The following is a 20,903-nucleotide window of genomic DNA, read 5'->3' as shown; positions in this document are numbered from 1 at the left end:
TCGGGAGGCAAGCGCTCAGGTCGTCAGCGCCAACAAGCCCCGGCGGGCCTCGTCGAGCGTACTGGCCTCGCCGACGCCCTGGCATAGATACCGATTGATGCGCTCGAGCTTCGTCAGGGCCTCGTCGACCCGCGGATCGGCCCCGCGCTTGTACGCCCCGAGGGCGATGAGGTCACGCTTGTCTTCGTACGCCGCCAAGAGCTCTCGCAAGCGGGTGGCGGCACGCAGATGATCCGCGTCGGCCACCGCCGGCATGATGCGGGAGAGGGAAGGCAGCAGATCGATGGCGGGAAAGTGGCCACGCTCGGCCAGGGCCCGCGACAGCACGATGTGCCCGTCGAGCACACCCCGCGCCTCGTCGGCAATGGGCTCGTCGAGATCGCCGCCCGCGACCAGCACCGAATAGATGCCGGTGATCGATCCGCGCTCGCCGTTACCTGCCCGCTCGAGCAAACGCGGCAAGAGCGCAAACACGCTCGGCGGATAGCCCTGCCGCGCCGGGGGCTCACCCGCCGCCAGACCCACTTCGCGCTGGGCGCGTGCGAAGCGCGTGAGGGAATCCATCATGAGCAGCACCCGCTGGCCCCGGTCGCGAAACCACTCGGCGATGGCGGTCGCGACGAAGGCGCATTTGAGCCGGACGATCGCAGGCTCGTCGCTGGTGGCGCACACCACCACGGCCCGGGCGCGGCCATCGGGCCCCAAGGTGTCCTCGAGGAACTCGCGTACCTCCCGCCCCCGCTCTCCGACGAGCGCGATCACCGCCACGTCGGCATCCGTATGGCGGGCGATCTGCCCGAGCAGGGTCGACTTGCCCACGCCCGAGCCCGCGAACAAACCCAGGCGCTGGCCCTGCCCCACGGTCAGCAGCCCGTCGAGCGCACGCACCCCCAGGCTCAGCGGGCGCGTGATGCGCTGACGAAAGAGTGGCGGCGGCGACGGCCGGTCCACAGGCCAGGTCTCGAGGGGGCCTCCCACCGGGCCCAGCCCATCGCAGGGCTGCCCCAGTCCATCCAGAACACGCCCCAGCAAGCCCTCCCCCACCTGCAGTCCCAGGGACCGGCCCATGGGGCTCACCAGCGCCTCGGGGCCGATGCCCGCCACGGGACCGAGCGGCATCAGCACGACCTCCTCGCCTCGAAAACCGACCGCCTCGGCGCGCAGCCGCTGCAGGCCGTCGTCGATGCAGACCAACTCGCCCACCCGCACGCCGGGGATGGTGGCCCGCACCACGAGCCCGGTCACCTCGGTCACCCGCCCCGCCAGACGCAGGGGATTCACCTCGTCGAGCGCGGCAAATGCTTCGGCCAGATCGACGACCGCGGGCAGCGCGGATTCGTCGTCGCTCACCCGAGGCCTCCCCGACGGGTGACCAGGGCCCGTTCCAGGGCGTCGAGCTGGGTGGACAGGCGCGCGTCCAGACGCCCAAGAGGCGTATCCACGATGCACCCGTTGCGATCGACGCCGGGATCGGCCGAGAGCTTGACCTCCACCCCATTCGCCACGCGGGCCGCAAGCCGCGCACGCTCCCGCACCACGCCATCGAGGTCCTGGGGATGCAGCCGAACGATCAGGGTGCCGGCGCGGGCCCGCGTCTCCGCCAGGGCCCGCCCCACCATGTCGGCCATGAAGGACGGGGCCAGCGTGACCGCCTGGCCGACGATTTTTTCGGCCATCCGGCGGGCGAGCGCCACGGCGCTGTCCTGGGCGGCCGTGCGTGTGGCGTCGGCATCGGCCCGTGCGCGGGCGAGGATCTCCATCACCGAAGCCAGGCCTTCTTGACGGCCCGCCCCGAAGCCCGCGTCGTAGCCGGCCCGGCGCGCTTCGGCCCGTTCAGCCTCAGCTTGGGCGCGGACGCGCTCGGCCTCGTCCGCGGCCGCCGCGCGGACCGCTTCGGCGTCGAGGTGAGCGGCCACCATCCGGCTGCCCAGAACCTGACCCGTGCTCTTGATGATCCGTCCCGTGTGCGCCACCACCGACCACAATGCCAGGACGGCGGCCTCACGCAAGTCCGCCCTCGAGCAGACAGCGCCCCACCGTGACGGGCAGGCGAAGGGCCAGGGTCCGCAGCACCGCCGGACCCGCCGTGGCAATCTCCGCGCGCGCCGCCGCGATCCCCACGAAGGCCAGGCGCACCTCGGCCGCGGGTCGGTCGGCCTCCTCCACCGCACGCTCGCCGCGGGCCGCCAGGCCCGAGGCCCGTGCCACGGCGAGGCGCGCCCGATCGCGGGCTGCGGCGTCGAGCGGCAGCACGCTAAAGCGAGAGACGATCTCGGCCCAAGGGGCCCCCACCGTGGCCATGGCCCGGGCCCGCATCACCGCTTCGGCATTGTGGAGCGAGCGCCCCACCTCCACGGCGCCGCGCTCGCACAGCGCTCGCCACAACGAGGGGGCTGGCAGACGCGCCCACAACACGTTGCGGGTAAGGGGCGTATCCCCGCTCTCTGTAGCGCGCTCGGGCGGGGCCCCAGAAGGCGGCGGTGGGGCGTCGGCGAGCGGCCCCAGGAGAAGCGCCGCCAGTTCGTCGAGGCGCCCGGCAGCCAGAGACGCCGGCGGGGTCTGCTCCCAGGGCCCCCCAAGGCCCACGAGCCCCGCCGCTCCCAGCCTCCGGTGGAGCGCCGCAGCCAACGGCAAGGGCTCTCGCCCCAGGATGTCGCGTAGCCAAGAGGGATGAACGTGCGCCAGCCCCGCGGGAACTTGGGGCCCGCGCAGGTCGCCCCCCGGGGCGAGGCCGGGGGCCGTCCGCAACCGCTCCCGGAGGCGCGCCGCACGGCCAGGGTCCAGGCGCAGGCGCGCCGGGAGGGGGCCTCCCAGGCGGCGCAGGGCCTCCACCACCCCCTGCTCGAAGGCCGAGGACGGGCTTTCGACGCGAGACGACATCCAGCCCCAAGCTAGCCCGGCCTGCCTCCCGGCGCCAGAAGTCTGACGCTCAGAGTTTGCAGATGAAACCAAGGCGACATGAGCGCTTCGATCCCCCGTGTGGTATCTAAGCGCGCCTTCATGTCCGACAACGCCACCGACATTCTCACCGCCAACGCCGACGCCGTGCGCTCGGACGTGCGCAACATCGCCATCATTGCCCACGTCGACCACGGCAAAACGACGATGGTCGACGGGTTCCTTCACCAGGCCGGCAGCTTCCGCTCGGGTGAAGTGGTCGCCGACTGCGCGATGGACTCAAACGATCTCGAACGGGAGCGTGGCATCACGATCCTGTCGAAGTTCACGGCCATCACCTGGAAGGGCACACGTATCAACATCGTGGACACCCCCGGGCACGCCGACTTCGGCGGTGAGGTGGAGCGTGTGCTCAAGATGGTCGATTCGGTGCTTCTGCTGGTGGACGCTTTCGACGGCCCCATGCCCCAGACCCGCTTCGTGACCCGCAAGGCGCTCTCGCTCGGTCTGCGGCCCATCCTGGTGGTGAACAAGATCGATCGCCCAGGGGCGCGGCCGGATGCGGCCGTCGATGCCACCTTCGATCTTTTTTGCAACCTGGGCGCCACCGACGCGCAGCTCGACTTCCCCGTGGTGTTCGCCTCAGGACGCGAGGGTTACGCGGTGATGAACCTCGACGACGAGCGCAAGGACCTCGGGCCCCTGCTCGACCTCATCGTCGACAAGGTCCCACCTCCCAAGGCGGACGTCAACGCCCCCTTGTGCATGCAGGTCACCACGCTCGACTACGACGACTACCTCGGCTACGTCGGCATCGGACGCATCCTCGCCGGGCGCGTGAAGCCTGGGGATCGGGTGCTGTGTGCCCACCGCAACGGCCAGAAGGAAGAGTTCCGCGTGGCGAAGCTTCTCGGCTATCAGGCGCTCAAGCGCTTCGAGCTGGGCGAAGCGGCCGCGGGCGACATCTGCGCCATCACGGGCATGGAGGATCTGACCGTCGGCGAGACGCTGACCGATCCCTTGACCCCGGTGGTCCTGCCGCTGCTGGAAATCGAAGAGCCCACGGTGAAGATGCAGTTCATCGTGAACAACGGGCCTTTCGCAGGCACGGAGGGCAAGTTCGTCACCTCGCGCAACCTGCGCGATCGGCTACAAAAAGAGCTTAAATCGAACGTGGGCTTGCGCGTGGCCGACACGGCCACCCCCGACACCTTCGACGTCATGGGCCGCGGCGAGCTGCACCTCTCCGTGCTCATCGAGACGATGCGCCGCGAGGGCTTCGAGTTCATGGTCTCTCAGCCCCAGGTCATCTTCAAAGAGGAAGACGGCCAGCGGCTCGAGCCCTACGAGGACGTGCTCATCGACCTCGAAGAGGCGTACGCGGGCTCGGTCATCGAAGAGATGGGCCGCCGGGGCGGACGCATGAAAGAGATGAACCCCGCCGGTGAGGGGCGCACGCGCCTCGAGTACGTGATTCCTGCTCGCGGGCTCATCGGCTTCCGCTCGCAGTTCCTCACGCTCACCCGCGGCACGGGCCTCTTGCACGCCAACTTCAGCCACTACGGCGTGCACGCCGGTTCGCTCAAGTCGCGTCCGAACGGCGTGCTCATCGCCCAGGATCCGGGAGAGACGAATGCGTACGCGCTGTTCTCGTTGCAAGAGCGCGGGACCCTCTTCTTCTCCGCAGGCACCAAGGTGTACGGCGGCATGATCGTGGGCCTTCACAGCCGGGACAACGATCTCATCGTGAATCCTTCGAAGGCGAAGAAGCTCACCAACATCCGGACCACGGCGGCCGATGAGAAGCTGATTCTGGCCCCTCCCCGAAGGTTCTCCTTGGAGGAGTCGCTCGAGTTCATCAACGACGACGAGCTCGTCGAGGTGACGCCGAAGGCCATTCGTTTGCGCAAGCGCATCCTCGACCACAACGAGCGCAAGCGGGTCGAAAAAGGCCGCGGCATCGAGACCGCCGTCGCCGACTGACCGCGAGGACGTCCACGGTGGACAGCGTCCCAGACGCCTCGCTCGCAACGCCCCCGGCACGAAGCACGCTGTTTCGCCGGGTCGTGGCGGGCGTGGTGGTGGGCATGGCCCTCTACGTGGGCTTCGCGCTGTGGGCCGATGCCCGGCAAGTGGGGGCCGCCCTCGAGCGCTACGCGTTTTGGACCACGGGCGTCGGGCTCTTGCTGGCGGCCGGCAACTACGCCCTGCGCTTCTGGCGGTGGGAGGGCTACCTCAAGCGCCTCGGCCTGCACGTGCCCCGCGGCGAAAGCGCCCTCGTGTTCCTCTCGGGGTTCGCCTTGACCGTCACGCCAGGCAAGCTGGGAGAGGCGCTCAAGTCCGTGCTGTTGCGCCAGCGGCGCGGGATCCCCGTGGCCCGCACCGCGCCCATCGTGCTCGTCGAACGTCTGACCGACCTGGCGGGCCTGTTGGCCTTGGCGGCCGTGGGGGCGTTTTCCTTTCCGGTGGATCGGCGTTTCCTGGTAGCGGGAGCTGCGCTTTTGGGTGTGGGGCTGCTCTTCGCGTCCGTGGAAGCGTTGGCGCGGCCGCTCATTGCCTACCTGGGCAAGGTGCCGGGCCTGCGCCGCATGGCGGGTTCGCTCACCGAGGCTTACGAGAGCGCCGCGCTGTTGCTGCGCCCCGCGCCCCTGCTCTGGGCCACCTTGCTTTCAGCCTGCGCCTGGGCCCTCGAGTGCGCCGCCTTTTGGCTGATCGTGAACGGCTTTTCGGGAACCGACCTGGGTTTGCAGGCGGGCACCTTCATTTACGCAGCCATGACGATTGCGGGCGCACTATCGTTTCTCCCGGGGGGCCTGGGGGTCACCGAGGCAGGAATGCTGGCGCTTCTCGTCCGCTTCGGCACGGGCATCGATCGCGGCACCGGCGCGGCCGCCACCGTGCTCACCCGCATCGTCACGCTCTGGTTCGCCGTGGTGGTGGGACTCTGGGCCCTGGCAGCGTTTGCCCGCCGCGAGCGCGCGCCTCGGCGTTAGACCGCGATTCGTGACGTCACCGTCGCTTGATTTGGGCGGCGCTTTCCGTCACGCTGCCGCGGCAAGGGTGAAAATCCCCGGTCGCGGCCGGGCTGTTTCGTCCGGAAACCGCGCGTGCGCACAAAACTGTTTCTCGTCTTCGCGGGCATGATCCTGATCTCAGGGGCGGTGGCCAACCGCTTCCTGGACAAGACCATTCGTGCCACGGCCGAGGCCAACGTCGAGCGCGCGCTGCGCCTGTCGGTGCGGGCTGTGGCGCTGCTGGCGGCCGACACCCCCACGTCGGCTTGGAGCGAGCTCACCTGGCAAAAACCCCTGGCGGGCGTGAAGGGCGAAGTGGCCCTGACGCTGTTCGGCCCCGCGGGCCGGCGTTTGGCGGGCGTCGAGCTGCAGCCCCCCGAAGACGACCGGCATCACTCGGCCGAGGTGGATCGAGCCCTGGCGGGAGAAGAATCCTTCGCCCGCGTCCGCGTGGTACCGGGTCAAGAAGCGTACGTGGTGGCCACCACGCCGGTGCTGCGCAGCGGGCAGGTGGTGGGTGCGGTCCGCGCCGCCATCGACAACGCTCCCGCAGAACGAGCGCTGACCGAGGCACGGCGATCGCTGGGCATCGCGATCGTGATCTTGCTGGGGGTCGCGGGCGTCGGCGCGTGGGCAGGACCACGCATCTTCGCCGATGGCGTATCGGGACTCCTGAACACCGCGGCCCGCATGGCCAAGGGAGACCTTCGCGTGCGAAGCCCGATGAACATCGGGGAGCCTCTGCTCCCGCTCGCCCAAGCGCTCGATCTGTTGGCCGGCAACCTCTCGAGCTCACTCGACGACCTCAAGGCCGAGCGCGACCTGGTGGGACGCATTCTGGAGAGGATGGAGGAAGGCGTTTTGGTGTTGGACACCGAAAGGCGCGTGACGCTCATCAACCCGGCTCTGCGCGACGTCCTCATGCCCCGTCCGGGGCTGGCCACCGCCGACAGCCACACCTCGGCGCTCGACGTGCGCGGGCGCACCGTGCTCGAGGTGTTCCGGCACGCCGAGCTTTCCGCCCTGCTCGACCGCTCGTCCGAGGGCGAGCGTGTACGGGGAGAGATCGAGGTGCAGGGCTTGCGCCCCCGCAGGCTCATGGTCACCGCCACGCGCTTCACGGAGGGTGGCTATCTGGCGGTGTTCGTCGATGTCACCGAGATCCGTCGTCTCGAGTCTTTGCGCCGCGACTTCGTCGCCAACGTCTCGCACGAGCTGCGCACGCCGGTGGCGGCGATTCGTTCGGCTGCCGAGACCTTGCCCATGACCATCGAGGCTCAAGACTCTCACGCGGGCTTGCGCTTCGTGGACATCATCGAACGCAACGCCGACCGGCTTCAGTCCCTGGTGGAAGATCTGCTGGACCTGTCGCGTATCGAGTCCCGTGAGTACCGCCTGCAGATCGAGCCTCTGTCGGTCACTCGCATCGTGAACCAGATCTTTGGTCTGTTCCGTGACCGCGCCGAGCGCCGCAAGATCACGCTGGTGAGCGACATCCCCGCAAACCTGCCACCTTTGCACACGGATCGCCGGGCGCTGGAGACGGTGCTATCGAACCTGATCGACAACGCCGTCAAATACTGCCCCGACGGCTCGCGCGTGGCGGTTCGCGCGGCGCTGGAGGCGGACCGTTTGCGACTGGAGGTCGAGGACTCGGGGCAAGGCATCGAGGCGCAGCACCTGCCCCGCATCTTCGAGCGGTTTTACCGGATCGATCCGGGCCGCTCCCGCTCGAAGGGGGGCACGGGCCTCGGGCTCTCGATCGTCAAGCACCTCACGGAGGCCATGGGCGGTACCACCACGGTGGCGAGTGTCGTGGGCAAAGGCACGACGTTTACGCTGCGCTTGCCGCGGGCCCGCACCGACGCCATGCCTTCGCCGACCAACCCCGAAGACTCGCTCGGCTGACGGCTCCCGCCCCACCCCCGCTGCGGCTCTCGAAACGCGAATTTTTCCCGGGCCCCTGCTGCCATCGGCTAAAGTTAGGGGTTGTGAACCGAAGGCATACGAGCCGCGAGTACGAAGACGAGTTGCAGAGGCTGCGTGAGCGCATTTTGCTCATGGGCGCGAAGGTGGAACAGCTCATCAAGAGCGCCATAGACGCCCTCCTCACGCGGGACAGCGAGCTCGCCAAGCGCATGATCGCGGCTGATCGCGAGGTGAACCGCCTCGAGCTCGCGATCGACCAGCTCTGCCTGCAGATTCTGGCACGCCGTCAGCCGGTGGCCTCCGACCTTCGCCAGATCACCATCACGATGAAGCTGGTCACCGACCTCGAACGCATCGGGGATTTGGGCGTGAACATCTGTGAACGCGTGATCGAGCTGAACGAGGAGCCGCCGCTCAAGCCCTACGTCGATTTGCCCAAGATGGCCGAAGTGGCCATGAGCATGGTTCACGACGCGCTCGACGCCTTCGTGGCGGGCGACGATTCGCAGGCCGAAGACATCATCAACCGCGACGAAACGGTGGATGCCTATTACCACCAGATCTTCCGCGAGCTGCTCACTTACATGATGGAAGACGCAAAGAACATCTCCCGCGCCACGCGGCTTCAGTCGATTGCAAAATACATCGAACGCATCGGCGACCACGCCACGAACCTGGCCGAGATGGTCATCTTCGCGGTCAAGGGCAAAGACCCTCGCCACAAGGGCAGCCGGCCCGCGTGAGCCCGGGGGCGCCGTGACGCTGCCGACGGGGCAAGACGGCGGAGCCACGGACGCCAGCTCACCACCCCGCGCGGCGCTCGAGGCGCTCGAGACGAAGTACCTAAGCCTGGTGCGCCTGCGGGCCACCCGTGACGAGACGAGGCCCTTCGACCTGGCGGGGGTGAAGCCGACGCTCAAGGCGCTGGCGGCGGCTTTTCCCGGGTGTCTTCGCGAGCTCGACCGCCTTCGCCTTTCCGAACTCGAGCGCAGGCACACAGAGGTGCGACAGGCGCTTGCTGGCGGGGCGGCTCTGCCCTGGATGCTGTGGATGTGGGAGTTTCACACCTGGCTCGGCGCCGCTCTGGCCCTCAAGCAGGGCCGCCCGCTCCCCCAGGAGATTCCCCTCACAGCGGAGTTCCGGGACGCGGTCCGGAGGCCGCCTCGCGGCAGGTTGGTCCCGCTCGTAATCGAGGTGGTGGCGCAGCGCCTGGGCGTCCCGGCGGACGAACTCGCCACCACACTCTTTCCCCCTCGCCGTGCCGCGGGGCCCCCGCCCCCACGTGGGGGATGAGGGCTCGCGCGGGCCGTTCGAGACTACTTCGGCATCACGCAGGTGTCGGTGGCTGCGGCGGGCAAGTAACACTGGCGGGTGTAGTCCATCACCATGCGATCGGTGTTGAAGCGCCAGCCCATCGTCTTGAAGGCCCGCTTCATGCGGCGAACCCAGCCCCGGGGCACGCCCGCGGCGTCGCGCTCGTAGAACAGAGGCACCACCTCGTTCTCGAGCACCTCGTACAGCGACAAGGCGTCCCGCCGGTCTTGCTCCTCCTGCGACACGTGGGTGCGGCCATTGCCGATCGCAAAGCCGTTTTCTCCGTCCCAAGCCTCGGCCCACCAGCCGTCGAGAATGGACAGATTGAGGCCCCCGTTGAGCAGCACCTTTTGGCCGCTCGTTCCCGAGGCTTCGAGGGGCCTGCGGGGGTTGTTGAGCCACACGTCCACGCCCTGGACGAGGTGCCGCGCCACGTTCACGTCGTAGTCCTCCACGAAGACCACTTTGCCGAGGAGCTCGGGGCGCAAGGACGCCTGGTACACCTCGCGCAGCACGGATTGTCCAGGCTTGTCGGCCGGGTGAGCCTTTCCGGCGAACACGAGCTGCACGGGCCGCTGGGCATCGTTCAAAATGCGCAGGATGCGCTCGAGGTCGCTGAAGATGAGGTTGCCGCGCTTGTAGGTAGCAAAGCGTCGCGCAAAGCCGATCGTCAGGGCGTCGGGGTTGAAGGCGGTCTCGGCCGCCTTCGTGAGCTCGCTCGCCAGGCCCACCCGGCTGCGGTGATCGCCCACCTCCCGCCGCACGAAGCGCACGAGCGAGGCACGCAAGATGCGATGAACCTCCCAGAGCTCGGCGTCGTCGACCTCGTCGATCCGCGCCCAGCACGTCGGATCGGTGATGCGATCGAGCCAATCGCGCCCCAGATAACGTCCAAACAGCGACTGCATGGCCGGCGCGACCCAGGTACGCAGATGAACGCCGTTCGTGATGTGCCCCACCGGGACCTCGTCCTCACGGTGATGGGGCCACAGGACCTGCCAGGCCTTCCGGGTCACCCGGCCGTGAAGGGCTGACACACCATTGGCCCAGCGCGACATCTTGAACGCCAAGACCGTCATGCAGAAGTGCTCGGCTTCGTCACGCGGGTCGATGCGGCCCAGACCCAAAAACTCGTTGCGCCCGAGGCTGAGCGAACGGCGCAGCGGCTCGAGGTGGGCATCGGCGAGATCTGGGGGGAAGCGATCGTGGCCCGCTGCCACGGGGGTATGTGTGGTGAACACCGTCGATTGAGCCACCTCTTGAGCGGCGTCGGCGAAGCTCGCCCCCGTGTCCTCCATCAACACCCGGGTATATTCGAGCGTGGCGAAGGCGCTGTGCCCTTCGTTGAGGTGCATGATGCTGAAGTGCACACCCGCGGCACGCAGCGCCCGCACACCGCCCACGCCGAGCAGAAGCTCCTGGCGGATGCGGACGCGCTGGTCGCCGTAGTAAAGACGGGCCGCCAACGAACGGTTCTCGGGGGTGTTTTGTTCGACGTCCGTGTCGAGCAGCAACAAGCGGTTGCGGCCCACCTCGACCTGCCACACCTGCGCATGCAGGACGGAGTGGTCCATGGGCACCTCGATGCAAAGCGGCTGGCCGTTCCGGTCGTGCAGCGGACGCGCGGGCAAGCGCTCGAGGGACGCCCGGTCGTATTCGGCGTGTTGCTGACCGTTTTCGTCGATGAGCTGCCGGAAATACGACTCGCGGTAAAACAGACCCACACCCACCAGCGACAGCCCGAGGTCGGACGCCGTCTTGATATGGTCACCCGACAGGATGCCGAGGCCCCCGCTATAAATCGGAAGCGACTCGTGAATGCCGAACTCTGCCGAAAAGTAGGCGACAGGGCGCACCTTGAGGGGGGCCGCCTGCGTGCCTGCCCACGTGCCGGCGTCGGGCGAAACATAGCCGCGAAACTCACGGTGAACCTTGTCGATCCGGGCCCGCAGAACCGCGTCTTCGGCCAGCGCCTCCAGCTTCTCGGGGACCACCGCCCGGTACACGGCCAGGGCGCTGTGGTTCGAGTCGTGGAAGACCTCGGGCGCCAGGTCTCGGAAGAGACGGATCGCTTCGGGGTTCCAGGACCACCACAAATTGGAGGCTAGTTCGCGGATCTGTTCGCCTAGATTTTCGAGGGGTTTCACGGTGGACATGACCCTGGCAGTTAACCACGAGCCTGAGAATCCGAAATAAGAAAATTTTGCCGGGCGAAAGCGTCTTTTCTGCCGGGACTTTCGCAGCCTTTTTTCGCAGGTGCTCTATAATCCTACTCGTTCATGATTCACCAACCGAGACTCCTGGCCTTGATCATGGCCGGTGGCAAAGGCTCCCGGCTGTTTCCCTTGACCCGCGATCGCGCGAAACCGGCAGTGCCCTTCGGCGGCCGGTACCGGATCATCGATTTCGTACTATCGAACATGGTGAATTCGGGCGTCCGCTCGCTCTACGTGCTGACCCAGTACAAAGCGCAGTCACTGGTCGAGCACGTGCAACGGGCATGGGGCTCCCGGAACAGCCACTCCGACTTCGTGACCGTGGTGCCGGCGCAGATGCGCATGGGTGAATCCTGGTACCGGGGCACGGCAGACTCGGTCTTTCAGAACTTTCACATGGTCGAGGACTACAAGCCCGACCTCCTGCTCGTCTTCGGCGCCGACCACATCTACAAGATGAACGTGCGGCAGATGGTGGACTTCCACCGTGAGAGGGACGCGCTGGCCACCGTGGCTTGTATCCCCGTGCCGAAGGAAGAGGCCTCGAGCTTCGGTATCATGCAGGTCGATTCCCAGGGCCGGATCGTGGGCTTCGAGGAAAAGCCCAAAGAGAACCCCAAGACCATTCCGGGCGATCCGACGAAGTGCCTGGCCTCGATGGGTAACTACATTTTCCAGCCCGACATCCTTGCCGAGGCTCTCTTGGCCGACGCGCGCCGGGAGTCGCGCCACGACTTCGGTCACGACGTCATTCCGGCGTTCCTGGAAACAGGACGTGCCTACGCTTACAATTTTTACGAGAACAAGATTCCGGGTGCCAAGACGATCGACGAAAACATCTACTGGCGCGACGTAGGCACCATCGATGCCTACTACGAAGCCTCGGTGGATCTGAAGAACGTCGTTCCTGCCCTCAACCTCTACGGCTTCGAGTGGCCCATCATGACGGCCAGCTATTCGGATCCGCCGCTGAAGATGGTGTTCGACGAAACCGGACGCCGGGGTCAGGTGCTGCAATCGACCGTGGCGGGTGGCTGCATCATCGCCGGCGGGTTCGTAAAAGACTCGGTCCTCGGCCGGAACGTCTTCGTGGATGAAGGCGCCGAGGTGCGAGACTCGGTCATCTTCGACAACGTGTACATCGGCAAGGGTGCCCGCATCCAAAAAGCCATCGTGGACAAAAACGTTCGTGTCGCCGAGAAGGACATGATCGGCCACGACCTCGCGAGAGATGCCTTGCGCCACGTGGTGAGCGAAGGCGGCGTGACCGTGGTGGCGAAGGCGCGCGACACCTTGACCACACGCCTACGCGACTACGGCTGAGCCCTCGAACGAGAGCCATCGGTCGACGGGTGCAACGGGGATAGACGCCGCAGGTTTCGCATAGGGCTGATATGGAGAAGGGGGCGAACGCCAAAGGAAAAGTCGATAGCTCGGGAGCGGCTGCCCAGCCTCCCCGCCCAGGCGAAAGCGTCGGCAGCCCTCGAACGGCTGGTCGCACGTCCAGGGCCGGCGCCCCTACGCAAGCGACGAAGCCTGCAACGACCGCGCAGACCCCCAAGCCGGCTGCCAAAGCCAAGGCCACCGCGAAGACCAAGCCCGCCACGAAAGCGCCCAAGCCGGCCCCCAAGGCCAAGGCCGCCTCGAAGGTCGAGATCGCCACGAAAGCACCCACGCCAGTCTCCAGGGCCAAGGCCGTTACGAAAGCCCCCAAGGCCAGCGCCAAGGCCAAGCCGGCCCCGTCCCCGCAGGCGCCCCGGACAGCCGGCGCTGTGGCAAAACCGCGCGCCAAGAGCGCTTCCTCCTCGAAGGCCTCCGCGATGTCCGCGGTGGCTGCTGCCCCTACCCTGCCGGCCGCCTCGCCGCCGGCGTCCACGCCCGCCGCGAGGTCCCGCATGCCCACGTCCGCCGTCCCGATTGCCCCCCGCGAGATCACCCCCGAGCACGCCGGGCCGGTGTTGTGGGTGGCCTCGGAGGCCGTTCCGCTCGCCTCCACCGGAGGCCTGGGCGACGTCGTGGGCGCGGTCCCCTCCGTGTTGCGAGACTTGGGCTGGGACGTGCGCGTCTGCCTGCCCTACTACAAACGCCAGATCAAGCTGGCGGTCTCCGAGCCTCTCTTCACCTTCGAGCTGCCTCTGGCCGAAACGGTGGAAGTGTCGATTCGCGAGCTGCTGGAGCCGCCGGGCGGGGTGCCCACCTACCTCGTCGATTGCCCCGCGCTCTTCGATCGCGGGGGGCTTTACGTGGACGAGCGAGGCGCGTTCGCCGACAACCCGTTTCGCTACGGCGTGTTTCAGCTGGCAGTGCATGAGCTCGGCACGCGGCTTACGCCGCGCCCGGCGATCATCCACAGCCACGACTGGCACGCGGCGCTGCTGCCGGCCCTGGTCCGCATGGCGGGGGCGCACGGTGAAGCGCTCAAGGACACGCGCACGATCTTCACCATTCACAATCTGCAGTACCAGGGCGACAGCGATCCGGGCCTCATGGACGCACTCAACCTGCCGCGCGGGCTCTGGCACCCCGAGTGGGCCGAACACTTCGGCCGCTTCATCCCTTTGAAGGCAGCCATTCTCGCCGCCGACCGGGTGACCACCGTCAGCCCCACCTACGCCGAGGAGCTTCGTACCCCCGCCCGGGGCATGGGGCTCGACGGGCTCATTCGCGCGCGCGGGGGCGACATGCGCGGCCTTCTCAACGGCATCGATGACGTGTCGTGGAACCCGGCCACGGACAAGCACCTGCCCGCCAACTTCTCCCCGGCCGAGCTCGAGGGCCGGGCGGCTTGCACGAAGGCCATGCGCGCCGAGCTCGGCCTGCCGGACCGGCCCGATCGCCCGCTCATCGGTTTCATCGGCCGCCTGGTGAACGACAAAGGTGTGGACCTCATCCTGGACGCGCTTCCGCAGCTTTTGGCGATGGACGCGCAGGTGGTGGTGCTGGGCTCGGGGGAGCGCGCGCTCGAAGAGCGGCTCCGCGCCCTGGGGGCCGAGTTCCACGACGAGGGGTTCCGGGCGCTCGTCAAGTTCGACCTGGCGCTGTCGCGCCGCTTGTACGGCGGGCTCGACATGCTCATGGTGCCTTCGCGCCACGAGCCCTGCGGCCTGGTTCAGCTCTACGCGCTTCACTACGGGGCCATCCCGATCGTTCACGGGGTGGGCGGGCTGCGCGACACCGTGCGCGACGGGGACAACGGGTTCGTGTTTCACGAGCCTTCGTCTCAGGCCCTGGCCGACGCCGTCCAGCGGGCGGTGGCCTTGTGGGCGGACGCCAAGGCGTGGAAACATCTTCAGCAAACGGGCCTACGCCAGGACTGGTCGTGGCGCCACGCCGCGCGGCCCTACGATGCGCTTTACCGCGAGGTCCTGGCGTCGCCTGCGCGCCGGGCTCACGTCCCCCTGCCGCCCCCTCCGGCACCCGCCGCGCCACCGCCCCCGGCGCCCCCACCCCGCGAAGAGCCCGTGTTTCGGCTCATGGTGCAAGGCGCGCGGGCGCTCTTTGCGTACTGGGACGTTCAAAGCCGCGGCCCCCTGGAGCTGGTCCTCGAGGAGCGCCCCTCGGGCGCCCTGTTCACCGCTGCGGCGGAACTCGATGCCCGGGGTGAACGATGGTTGGGCGCCTTGCCCGATCAGGCCTACCGCGCCTTTTTGCGGGCGGCCGACGGACGCATCTTGGCCCTCTCGAACGCGGTGATCACCCCCATGGAGGCGCCGCCTCCCCCCGAGACGCAGGCACCCGCGTGGCTGGAGACGGCCGTGGAGGTCGGCGTGTTCGAGTCGGATCCGGCAGGCCGGCGCTGGGCAGGCGTGTTCCCCGAGGCGCCCCAGTGGGAAAAGACGCCCGAAGGCAGCTTGGAACCCTCCTGGCCTGCTCCCCCCGAAAGCGGCCCGGTGGCGCAGGCCCCCCGCAACGAAGAGCCCGATTGCCCCGCACCCACCGGTCCCCCGGCGACGTTGGTACCGCCTCCACCCCCGGGCAGTACGCCCGCTTGGCCCGCGCCCTCCGCGGCCGTGGTGTCCCCCGCGCGGAGGGTGCTTCCAAACCTGACGCTCTTCGGTGAAGCGGGGGCCTCCGAGGTGCTGCATCTGCCCCGCACGGCGCCTGTCCTCGCGGAACGGCCGCTCCCCGAGGTGGCCTTCGCCACGGCGAGCGCGCATTCCGCCGCGCTGGTGCTGCCACCGCCGCCCGCGGTGCGTCCCGGCCCGCGGCCCCTCGACTTGCGCGATGTGCGCTTCGGCCCGCCCAGCCCGGCCGGTTCGGACACGCAGGCCCGGCGCGCCTCCAGCGACACCCTGGTGCATCCTTCGGGGAGGCCCGCGTGAGCCGCGGCACCCTCTGTCTGGTGCTCCACGCGCACCTGCCGTACGTCCGGCACCCCGAGCACGAAGATTTTCTGGAAGAGGACTGGCTCTTCGAGGCGATCACGGAAGCGTACGTCCCGGTGTGGAGCCGCCTCACGGCGCTACACGAAGAGGGCGTTCGCTTCGGCATCACCTTGACCCTGTCGCCCACGCTGGCTGCGATGCTCGACGACAGCCTGCTGCGCAAGCGGCTGCACCGCTACCTCGACCGGCTGCGACGGCTGGCAGAATCTCAGGCGAAGCGGCACGGTGACGCTCTGCCAGGGCAGACCGCCCGCCAAACGGTGGCGCAGTGTCTGGAGACCGAGGCCTTTCTCGCCCGCTACAAGGACGATCTGCTCGCGCCTTTGCGAAGGCTTCAGGCCGAGGGGGCGGTGGAGATCGTGGCGTGCAACGCCACCCACGGCCTGCTTCCCCTCATGAGCACAACGGGCAGCAAACGGGCCCAGCTGCGCACGGGCGTGCAAGCTCACGCGCGGAACTTCGGGCGCAAACCCCGGGGCCTGTGGCTGGCCGAGTGCGGGTACGAGTTGGGGCTCGACGAGCGGTTGGCCGAAGACGAGGTCGAGCTGTTCTTCGTGGACGCCGCCGCTGTGGAGAGGGGACGCCCGCCCTCGCCCTTCGGCCTTTACGCGCCCGTGAAGACCGCCGCGGGGGTGGCCGCCTTTGCTCGCGATCACGAGACGGGGCGCCAGGTGTGGAGCGCTCACGAGGGCTACCCCGGAAATGGAGCCTACCGTGAGTTCCACCGCGACTTCGGCCACGAAGCCCCGATCGAAGAGCTCCTGCCTTTTCTGCCGTCCGATGGGCGCCGCCGGGCCCTGGGCCTCAAGCTGCACCGGGTGACGGGACGAGACGTGCCGCTGGGAGAAAAGGCGCTGTACGACCCCGAAGCCGCGCGCCTTGCGGCGATGGCCGATGCGCGGGCCTTCGTGGCCGCGCGGCGCGCGCAGGTCCAGTCGCACGCAGGGGGGCAAGCGCCGGTGATCACCGCCTGCTACGACGCCGAGCTGTTCGGGCACTGGTGGTACGAGGGACCCGCGTTTCTCGAGGAGGTCTTGCGCCTCCTGGCGTCCGACACCTTTGTGCAGACCGCGTGCGTGACGACGGTCGTGGATCGGGCCCGCGACGGGGAGCTCACCATGCCCCCCATGAGCCTCGCGCCCAGCACGTGGGGAGCCGAGAGCAGCCACAAGGTCTGGTTGAATCCGGAAACCACCTGGGTGTATCCCGCCTTGCACCAGGCCGAGGCGCGCATGCAGAGGCTCGCCCGGCTCAAGGCCGACGGGCTACGCGGACGCGCCGTGAGGCAAGCCGGTCGCGAGCTGTTGTTGGCGCAAAGCTCGGACTGGACCTTCCTCATCACCCTGGGAACGGCGCCCGCGTACGGTGCCGCCCGCCTCCGCGAACACCTGGACGCGTTCAACGCGCTGGCCACCGCCATCGAAGCCGACGAGGTTCGCGAGGCCGAGTTGAGCGGCCGCGAGTCCCGCACGCCCCTATTTCCCGATCTCGACGTTTCGGCCTGGCTCTAACCCGGAGCCGAGCGAGTTCGCGGGCGCGCACGCCCCTCCGTGGCACGTGGTCTGCACCCTCTGCCCCCTAGCCACGAAGCTGGCGACGGAACTCGAAAAGGAGGGCGGGACATGGAATGGGTGAGATTGAAATCGCTTGCGCGGAAGCCGCCTAGGGTGTGGGGAGGAACGGGCCTGGCAGCGGCCCTGGCACTGTCCTGGGCGCTGGGTGACGATGCTGGGGCGCGGGAGCCCGAAAGAGCATCCAACGGTACGACGGTCTACGAGCCTGGTCTGATCGACTGGGAGGGTGACCTGGTCGATCCCACGTACAGCCAGAACCCCGGAGCCACCCTGCAGTTGGGAGGCGGCGTGATCTCGTTTGCAAACGGCGGGCTCAGGGATCGGACCGGGCTTGGGGGCTACTGGGACGTGCGATCGGCCATCGGGCTACGTTCGGTGTTGGCCATCGAGCTTGCCTACGTAGGTAGCGCCCACAGCCTGACTGGAGAGGGCATCGGAGATGCGGCGTACTTGGTGAGCCACGGGGGGGAGGGAAACATACGCCTCAACCTGCCCGTGGCGACTGGGCGCACCGTGCTGGCACCATTCATTTTCGGCGGGATGGGGTTCTCGCATTACACGCTTCAGAACTCCACGTACGACGACGAGATGTTTCGCAGCAGCGATACGTTGACCACGTACCCGGTCGGGGCGGGGCTGACCTTCGGGTACGAGCACTTCGCGTTCGACGCCCGCGTGACGTACAGGTTCACGGGGGAACAGAACCTGCTGCGGGGCGATGGCGAAGGCAACACCCCTTTCGACGCGCTCACGGTAGGCGCCCAGCTCGGCTATCTGTTCTGACGACCCGTGGGGCCCGGCGCGGCCCGGGCCCCACGTTCTTCCTACCCCGGTGTCAGGTCGAGGCGTGCGCTTCGCGGAGCGGACGCGCGCGCTGCCGCCGCTCGACAGTGTGACCGTGCTTGGCAGAGACCCAGACCCCGGCGCCAAGCGCTGCCGCCAAACCCAGTGCCAAGGAACCGAAGATCCACCAGAAGGTTTTCCCAATGGTGTCGACGGCTCCCAGCGCCACGTTCGCAGCAGAGCCGGCGGCCTGTTCGAGCTGGTTCAAGGCGGACCCGACGGTCTGATCCCATTCTCGTTGGACCTGCTGGGCGATCTGCTGGACGTCCTGGCGGCTGAGGGCGGTTTCTTGGACCAGTGCATTGACGAAGAGGTTGGCGTCGAAGCGCCCCTCCCGCACGGCCGTGTTTACGCTCTGCTGCAGCGCTTGCTGCACTTGCTGCGGCTGAACCGGAGGCAGGCCGGCCTGTTGGAGCCGCTGGTTGAGCCCGGCCACCAGATCGCCGCGATCGAGGTTGAGGAAGTTGCTGACAGCACTCATGACCCCCTCGCCCCCCGCGCCGGCGCCCTGGACCGCGCTGGCGGCGGCACTGCCCACGCCTTGCACGAGGCTGGTGGCCGTGTTCACGGTGCGGCTCACCACAGAGCTCACCATGCCGTACGAGAACACCGCGGCAATGAAGGTGGTCACTCCCCAGACGACCACGCCGTAAAGCAGCCCCGTCGTGCGTTCGACGGCCCCCGACGCCCGCGTAGCCACCACGGTGCCCAGGAACATCGCGATGATCGGCACCACCAAAGACCAAACCCCCAGCCAAAGCGCCACCCCCTTCAGGCTGGGATCCTCTGGGCTCACGGCCGAAAGCCCAATCGCCACGCCCAGGGCCCCGAGCAGCAGCCAGACACCCAGCGCGGCAAAGGTGCCTCCGAAAATCGAACGCCAGTTGAGGTGACTCGTTCCCCCTTCTTCTTCCGCCGCCCGTGTGGCCGCCGTGACGGTTTCTTCGTTACTTCGTTCCATGTCGTTCTCCCCTTCCCAAGCACCAACGGAAGGCCCCCACGGCCTTCACGATCGAAAGCTGGAACTGAGCAAGCGACGTGCCGAGCAGACGCCGTTCAGGGATGCGATGGGTTTCAAGGGCGGGCGCCGCTACGGCGCGAGCTCTTCACAGCGGGCCATGCGCCCCACGGGAGCCCCCGCGACGAAACGGCCGAAGCGGTACTCTCCCTTGGCCACCACGGCGCCCTCTTCGCTGTATTGCGCCCACTTGCCCGCCTTCTCGCCCCCGCGGTAGACGCCTTCGATCCACACCTTTCCGGTGGGGTACCAGGCGAAGTACGAGCCTTGAGCCGCGCCCGCGTCGAAGCTGCAGAGCTGACGGCGCGCTTTTCCATCCGCATGGAACTCCGTCCACTGCGCCCGCGCCCCGTCGGGGCTTCGGCACCAAAGCTCCTTGGCGGGCTTGGAAGCGGCGACCACTTTGCTCATGCCCTCGGGGCACTCCGCGCGTTCCCGGCAAGCGGCGAGCACAACGAGCAGGCACCCCCCCGTGAGGACCTGCTTCGCAAGACGAGGTCGAACGCGCATGACGGTGGGGACATCGACACGAGCACGGGGGCGCTTGAGTCGAGGCCCCCCAGCCTCCCGCGTCAAGGCCTGCGTGATAAATTCGGAGCCATGACGACGACCCAGACCATCGACACGAACGAGCTCGTCGAGCTGCTGGGGCAAGACGCCCGATCGCTGCTCGACCACGAAGCCAAGATTCCGAAAACCACGTTGCACCTGCCCGGAGGTGACTTCGTCGACCGGGTGCTCACGCACTCCGACCGGCGCCCCGCCGTGCTCGGCAACTTTCAGCGCATCCTGAACACGGGCCGCCTTGGCGGCACGGGCTATGTGTCCATTTTGCCCGTGGACCAAGGCATCGAGCACTCGGGCGGGGCGTCTTTCGCCCCGAACCCCGAAATGTTCGATCCCGAGAACATCGTCAAGCTCGCCATCGAGGGCGGCTGTAACTGCGTGGCCAGCACCTTCGGTGTGCTCGGCATGGTGGCACGCAAGTACGCCCACAAGATCCCCTTCATGGTGAAGCTGAACCACAATGAGTTCTTCTCGTATCCCAACACCTACGATCAAACCATGTTCGGCCGTGTGAAGACCGCCTGGGACATGGGCGCCATCTCGGTGGGCGCCACGGTGTACTGGGGCTCGGCGGAATCACGCCGCCAGCTGCAGGAGGTGGCAGAAGCGTTCGCGCAAGCGCACGAGCTGGGTATGGTGACCGTGCTGTGGTGCTACACCCGTAACAAGGCCTTCAAGACCGAAGACGCCGACTACCACACGGCCGCCGACTTCACGGGTCAAGCCGACCACCTGGGCGTGACCCTGCAGGCCGACATCATCAAGCAAAAGGCCCCCACCAACAACGGCGGCTACAACGCCCCTTCACTCAAGGGGTTCGGAAAGACCCACGCGAAGGTCTATAGCGACCTCACGACGCCGCACCCCATCGACCTCACGCGGTACCAGGTGGTCAACGGCTACATGGGACGCGCGGGCCTCATCAACTCGGGGGGCGAGTCGAAGGGCGCAGGCGACCTGGCCGAGGCCGTCCGCACCGCCGTCATCAACAAGCGCGCCGGGGGCATGGGACTCATCTCGGGGCGCAAGGCCTTTCAGCGGCCCATGAAGGAGGGCGCCGCGTTGCTACATGCAATCCAGGACGTGTACCTGAACCCCGACGTGACCGTGGCCTGAGCACCGCCCCCAGGGCGCCTGCGGGGCGT

Annotated in this window: 16 protein-coding genes; 10 read left to right on the top strand and 6 right to left on the bottom strand. The window is 67.8% G+C overall.

Annotated elements, in window-relative coordinates:
* Positions 1 to 15: 15 nt before the first annotated feature.
* From KA712_15920 to KA712_15910, 3 genes are read right to left on the bottom strand one after another with little or no spacing between them, the layout of a single operon-like run.
* Positions 16 to 1,329, bottom strand: coding sequence for a FliI/YscN family ATPase (locus tag KA712_15920; GenBank protein MCG5054451.1), 1,314 nt, complete (start codon positions 1,327 to 1,329; stop codon positions 16 to 18).
* Positions 1,330 to 1,346: 17 nt separating this feature from the next.
* Complete coding sequence (locus KA712_15915; protein MCG5054450.1) at positions 1,347 to 2,009, bottom strand: hypothetical protein; 663 nt, start codon at positions 2,007 to 2,009, stop codon at positions 1,347 to 1,349.
* Entirely contained in the window at positions 2,002 to 2,880 is an 879-nt protein-coding gene (locus tag KA712_15910) for a hypothetical protein (protein MCG5054449.1), read from the bottom strand. Before KA712_15910 ends, KA712_15915 begins: the two co-directional genes overlap by 8 nt.
* Before the next feature lie 165 nt (positions 2,881 to 3,045).
* Here KA712_15910 and typA point away from each other — a divergent pair, with 165 nt between their 5' ends.
* The 5 genes from typA to KA712_15885 all read left to right on the top strand — a co-directional run bounded on the left by typA (position 3,046) and on the right by KA712_15885 (position 9,134).
* Complete coding sequence (gene typA / locus KA712_15905) at positions 3,046 to 4,881, top strand: translational GTPase TypA (protein ID MCG5054448.1); 1,836 nt, start codon at positions 3,046 to 3,048, stop codon at positions 4,879 to 4,881.
* Between the two features lie 17 nt (positions 4,882 to 4,898).
* Positions 4,899 to 5,891, top strand: a complete 993-nt coding sequence (locus tag KA712_15900; protein ID MCG5054447.1) for a flippase-like domain-containing protein — start codon at positions 4,899 to 4,901, stop codon at positions 5,889 to 5,891.
* Positions 5,892 to 6,005: 114 nt separating this feature from the next.
* The gene (locus tag KA712_15895; protein ID MCG5054446.1) at positions 6,006 to 7,820 is read left to right on the top strand and encodes a PAS domain-containing sensor histidine kinase; all 1,815 of its coding nucleotides are present in this window, start codon (positions 6,006 to 6,008) and stop codon (positions 7,818 to 7,820) included.
* 83 nt (positions 7,821 to 7,903) lie between these two features.
* Positions 7,904 to 8,584, top strand: a complete 681-nt coding sequence (gene phoU, locus KA712_15890; protein MCG5054445.1) for a phosphate signaling complex protein PhoU — start codon at positions 7,904 to 7,906, stop codon at positions 8,582 to 8,584.
* 13 nt (positions 8,585 to 8,597) lie between these two features.
* Positions 8,598 to 9,134 carry a hypothetical protein gene (locus tag KA712_15885; GenBank protein ID MCG5054444.1) on the top strand — a complete coding sequence of 179 codons (537 nt, stop codon included), beginning with the start codon at positions 8,598 to 8,600 and terminating at the stop codon, positions 9,132 to 9,134.
* Positions 9,135 to 9,157: 23 nt separating this feature from the next.
* Here the strand turns inward: KA712_15885 and glgP are convergent, their stop codons facing one another.
* The gene (gene glgP, locus KA712_15880; GenBank protein ID MCG5054443.1) at positions 9,158 to 11,311 is read right to left on the bottom strand and encodes an alpha-glucan family phosphorylase; all 2,154 of its coding nucleotides are present in this window, start codon (positions 11,309 to 11,311) and stop codon (positions 9,158 to 9,160) included.
* A gap of 123 nt (positions 11,312 to 11,434) precedes the next feature.
* Here glgP and glgC point away from each other — a divergent pair, with 123 nt between their 5' ends.
* The 4 genes from glgC to KA712_15860 all read left to right on the top strand — a co-directional run bounded on the left by glgC (position 11,435) and on the right by KA712_15860 (position 18,113).
* Positions 11,435 to 12,694, top strand: a complete 1,260-nt coding sequence (gene glgC / locus KA712_15875) for a glucose-1-phosphate adenylyltransferase (protein MCG5054442.1) — start codon at positions 11,435 to 11,437, stop codon at positions 12,692 to 12,694.
* A 71-nt stretch (positions 12,695 to 12,765) separates the two neighbouring features.
* Complete coding sequence (locus KA712_15870) at positions 12,766 to 15,693, top strand: glycogen/starch synthase (protein MCG5054441.1); 2,928 nt, start codon at positions 12,766 to 12,768, stop codon at positions 15,691 to 15,693.
* The gene (locus KA712_15865; GenBank protein MCG5054440.1) at positions 15,690 to 17,267 is read left to right on the top strand and encodes a DUF1957 domain-containing protein; all 1,578 of its coding nucleotides are present in this window, start codon (positions 15,690 to 15,692) and stop codon (positions 17,265 to 17,267) included. Before KA712_15870 ends, KA712_15865 begins: the two co-directional genes overlap by 4 nt.
* A 111-nt stretch (positions 17,268 to 17,378) precedes the next feature.
* Positions 17,379 to 18,113 (top strand): hypothetical protein, encoded by a 735-nt coding sequence (locus KA712_15860; protein MCG5054439.1) that lies wholly within the window; start codon positions 17,379 to 17,381, stop codon positions 18,111 to 18,113.
* Positions 18,114 to 18,165: 52 nt separating this feature from the next.
* Here the strand turns inward: KA712_15860 and KA712_15855 are convergent, their stop codons facing one another.
* Complete coding sequence (locus tag KA712_15855) at positions 18,166 to 19,134, bottom strand: hypothetical protein (protein MCG5054438.1); 969 nt, start codon at positions 19,132 to 19,134, stop codon at positions 18,166 to 18,168.
* Positions 19,135 to 19,263: 129 nt separating this feature from the next.
* A complete protein-coding gene (locus KA712_15850; protein ID MCG5054437.1) occupies positions 19,264 to 19,701 on the bottom strand; it encodes a hypothetical protein in 438 nt (145 codons plus the stop codon).
* Positions 19,702 to 19,791: 90 nt separating this feature from the next.
* Here KA712_15850 and KA712_15845 point away from each other — a divergent pair, with 90 nt between their 5' ends.
* A complete protein-coding gene (locus KA712_15845; GenBank protein MCG5054436.1) occupies positions 19,792 to 20,874 on the top strand; it encodes a class I fructose-bisphosphate aldolase in 1,083 nt (360 codons plus the stop codon).
* Positions 20,875 to 20,903 lie beyond the last annotated feature (29 nt).

Source organism: Myxococcales bacterium (assembly GCA_022184915.1).
Lineage (GTDB): Bacteria > Myxococcota_A > Polyangia > Fen-1088 > Fen-1088 > JAGTJU01.
Note: the sequence above shows the minus strand (reverse complement) of the source record. Positions and strands in the feature narration are given on the sequence as shown.